Annotated in this window: 1 protein-coding gene and 2 pseudogenes; all 3 read left to right on the top strand. The window is 43.2% G+C overall.

Annotation, left to right across the window (positions count from 1 at the left end):
- Positions 1 to 195: 195 nt before the first annotated feature.
- Complete coding sequence (locus EAO37_RS08905) at positions 196 to 1,644, top strand: glutamate decarboxylase (RefSeq protein ID WP_120953387.1); 1,449 nt, start codon at positions 196 to 198, stop codon at positions 1,642 to 1,644.
- A 428-nt stretch (positions 1,645 to 2,072) separates the two neighbouring features.
- Positions 2,073 to 2,701 (top strand): annotated as a pseudogene (locus EAO37_RS08900) (IS607 family transposase).
- 4 nt (positions 2,702 to 2,705) lie between these two features.
- Positions 2,706 to 3,326: pseudogene (locus EAO37_RS08895) on the top strand (transposase); the annotation flags it as partial.

The raw sequence follows: 3,326 nt of genomic DNA, 5'->3' as shown, positions 1-3,326 counted from the left end.
GGGGGGATATTGAGCTGAAGGCTTTGGATAAAATCGGGTATTCTAACTACTTGAAAGGCAAATAATGGGCGTTTTGATTGATGGCATGAGCAATGGGTGGGAGTATAAAGACCCACCAGTCCAAAGCCCGCTTTAAAGCAAGTTAAGCGATACTAGAAAATCTATATTTTGACAAAAAGAGTAGGAGATCCTCCCATGCTACACAAAAAAAGCCACATAGAAAGAGATGAAGAAAAATTTGTTTTCAAGGCAGATAGTTCTTCTACGCCCATTTTTGGGAGTGCAGAGAGTGATGTGTTACTGCCCCGCGAAAAAATAGGGCAGAAAATGATGGATCCGCGCATTGCTTACCAGCTGGTTTCAGATGAAATGATGCATGATGGCAACCCGCGCTACAATCTTTGCACCTTTGTGCAAACCTATATGGAAGAGGAAGCCCGAAAAATTATGCTCGATTCGATGGCAACTAACGCCATTGATAAATCTGAATACCCACAAACCACCGAGATTGAAAAACGCTGCGTGAATATCATTGCCAATCTTTGGAATGCCAACCCGCAAGAAGACTATATGGGCACTTCTACCGTGGGTTCTTCAGAAGCTTGCATGTTGGGTGGCATGGCGATGAAATTTCGCTGGCGCAGACGGGCGCAAGCTCTGGGCATGGATATTAGCAAGAAAAAACCTAATCTCATTGTCGGTTCGGGCTACCAAGTGGTTTGGGAAAAATTCTGCGTGTATTGGGATGTGGAGTTGCGCGAAGTCCCTATGAGTGATTGGCATGACCTGACTTTAAATGCGCAAAAAGCCATTGAGCTTTGCGATGATTACACGATTGGCATTGTGCCCATTATGGGGATTACCTACACGGGGGCATTTGATGACATTATAACCCTAGATAAGCTCCTAAGCGCATACAACCAACAGGCTAAAATTAGCGTGCCCATCCATGTAGATGCGGCTTCTGGGGGGTTGTATCTGCCCTTTATGCAGCCAGATCTCAAATGGGATTTTCGCCTCAAAAATGTCGTGTCTATCTCCACTTCAGGGCATAAATATGGCTTAATTTATCCGGGGATTGGCTGGGTGCTATGGCGGGATAAACAATTTTTGCCCGATGAGCTGATCTTTAAAGTGGCGTATTTAGGGGATTTTGAGCCCACTTTTCAAATTAATTTCTCCCGATCGGGCTCGCAAATTTGGGCGCAGTATTATTGTTTTGTGCGTTGGGGTTTTGAGGGCTACAAGGCTGTGCATGCTAAAACCCGCGATGTGGGGCTTTTCTTGGCAAGGGGCATCCAAGCCTTGGGGCTTTTTGAGATGATCAATGAGGGTCAAAACATCCCCATCATCTGCTGGGCTATGGATGCACAGGCGCAGCAAGAAAAACAATGGGATCTTTACGATTTAGCCGATCGCCTGCGTTTTAATGGTTGGCAGGTCCCTGCTTACCCCCTCCCAGCCAATTTTCAAAATGTCTCGGTGATGCGTGTGGTCGTGCGCGCTGATCAAAGCATGGAACAGATGTCGCTATTTTTAAAAGACTTAAAGCAAGCCATCAAGGATCTAGAGAGTGCAAACCTAGTGAGCCATAAACGCCAGTTAGAAGAGGGCAAAGCCGTCCCGGTGGGTTATACGCATTGAGGAATCTAGGGGGAGCCATAAATTTGGTCGGAGTCTTTGCGCTCTAAGCCCATTGCTTGTTCTGTGGGCTAGGAATGCGGGCGCAACTCCTTACTCGGGGTGTCATCTAAATTCGATCAAACTTTGGCGATGCTTTCTAGTGTGTGCACAGACAAGATTAGATTAATGGTATTTCTGTGGTCTTTGGTTTCTTGAAGTTTCTCACATCCTAACTCTTGGGCGTGCATCTGTATTTCAGCGAGCACACCATAAGAGATCGCGCCTGCTATATGAGAGCATGATTCACATGCAAGAGCTCAATGCGCGCCAAGAAAAGGAGTTGCTAGAAATTGAGGGGGCTAACAACAGCAACTTAAAATCTATAAAATTCTATAATTCTCTATAAAAAATTTATATATTCTTAAGTTTGTCCATGCTATCATGTTGCCATGAACAATTTGTTATCCATAGGACAAGCTAGCAAAGTTTTGGGTGTTAGTATCCAAACCTTGAGAAATTGGGAGAAAAAAAGGCTTACTAAAACCCGACAACTACACAAAAGGCGGGGAGCGCAGGTATAAGCTAGAGAGCCTTAAAGGCATTAACAAAAACATTGTTTTTCACAATGATAACCGCAAGACCATCGCCTATGCCCGTGTTTCTAGTGCTGATCAAAAAGAGGACTTGGTTAGACAGGTGCAGGTTTTAGAGTTGTATTGTTCAGTTGCTAGGCTTTAACTACGAGGTGATCCAAGACTTAGGCTCTGGGATGAATTACTACAAGAAAGGTCTAACCAAACTTCTCAATCTTATCCTAGAAAGCCAAGTAAAAAGACTTGTGATTACCCACAAAGACCGCTTGTTACGCTTTGGTGCAGAGCTTGTATTTGCTATCTGTGAGGCTAAAGAAGTAGAAGTGATTATCATTAATCAAGGCGATGAGAATGTCCGCTTTGAAGAGGAATTGGCTAAAGATGTCTTAGAAATCATCGCTGTTTTTTCGGCAAGACTTTATGGCTCTAGGTCTAAGAAAAACAAACAGCTTTTAGAACAAATGCAAGCCGTGGTAGAGGAATAGTGGAATGTCAAAAGCTACGCTTTTGTCACACAAGATTGAACTACAACCCAACAACAAAGCCCAAACCCACTTTAGAAAGGCTTTTGGGTGTGCCAGATTAGCTTATAACTGGGGACTGGCCAAGTGGAGAGAAAATTATCAAAATGGCATTAAATCTAACCACTTTGCCCTCAAGAAAGAGTTTAACGCTCTTAAAAGAGAAAAATACCCCTTTGTCTATGAGGTTACCAAATACGCCACAGCCCAGCCCTTTACACATTTAAAACTAGCTTTTGCTAAATTCTTTAGAGATTTGAAGTTAGGTAAGGTGAGTTATCCAAAATTCAAAAAGAAAAGAGAATATCAAGGGAGCTTTTACATCGGGGGCGACCAAATTAAAATCATTCAAGGCGGCACAAAAGACTATCTAAAAATCCCTAATTTGCCTAAAATCAAAATGACGCAGAAACTTAGATTTAAAGGCAAAATCAATGGCGCAACCATCACACAAAGAGGACTCAAGTTTTTTGTTTCTATCCAAGTGGATACCATGATAGGTTGCCCCAAGAGCTTTCCAGCTTGAATCGGCGCAAAAAGCAAGCAGATCACGCGATTCAATTTGCTAAAATTGATAAGGACGGCTCGT

It is taken from the genome of Helicobacter sp. L8 (assembly GCF_003660355.1).
Taxonomy (GTDB): Bacteria; Campylobacterota; Campylobacteria; order Campylobacterales; family Helicobacteraceae; genus Helicobacter; species Helicobacter labacensis.
This window is presented reverse-complemented; position numbering and strand designations above follow the sequence as displayed.

Excerpts from the sequence above, each read along its gene's own strand:
- EAO37_RS08905 (WP_120953387.1), top strand. The coding sequence starts at position 196 with ATGCTACACAAAAAAAGCCACATAGAAAGAGATGAAGAAAAATTTGTT.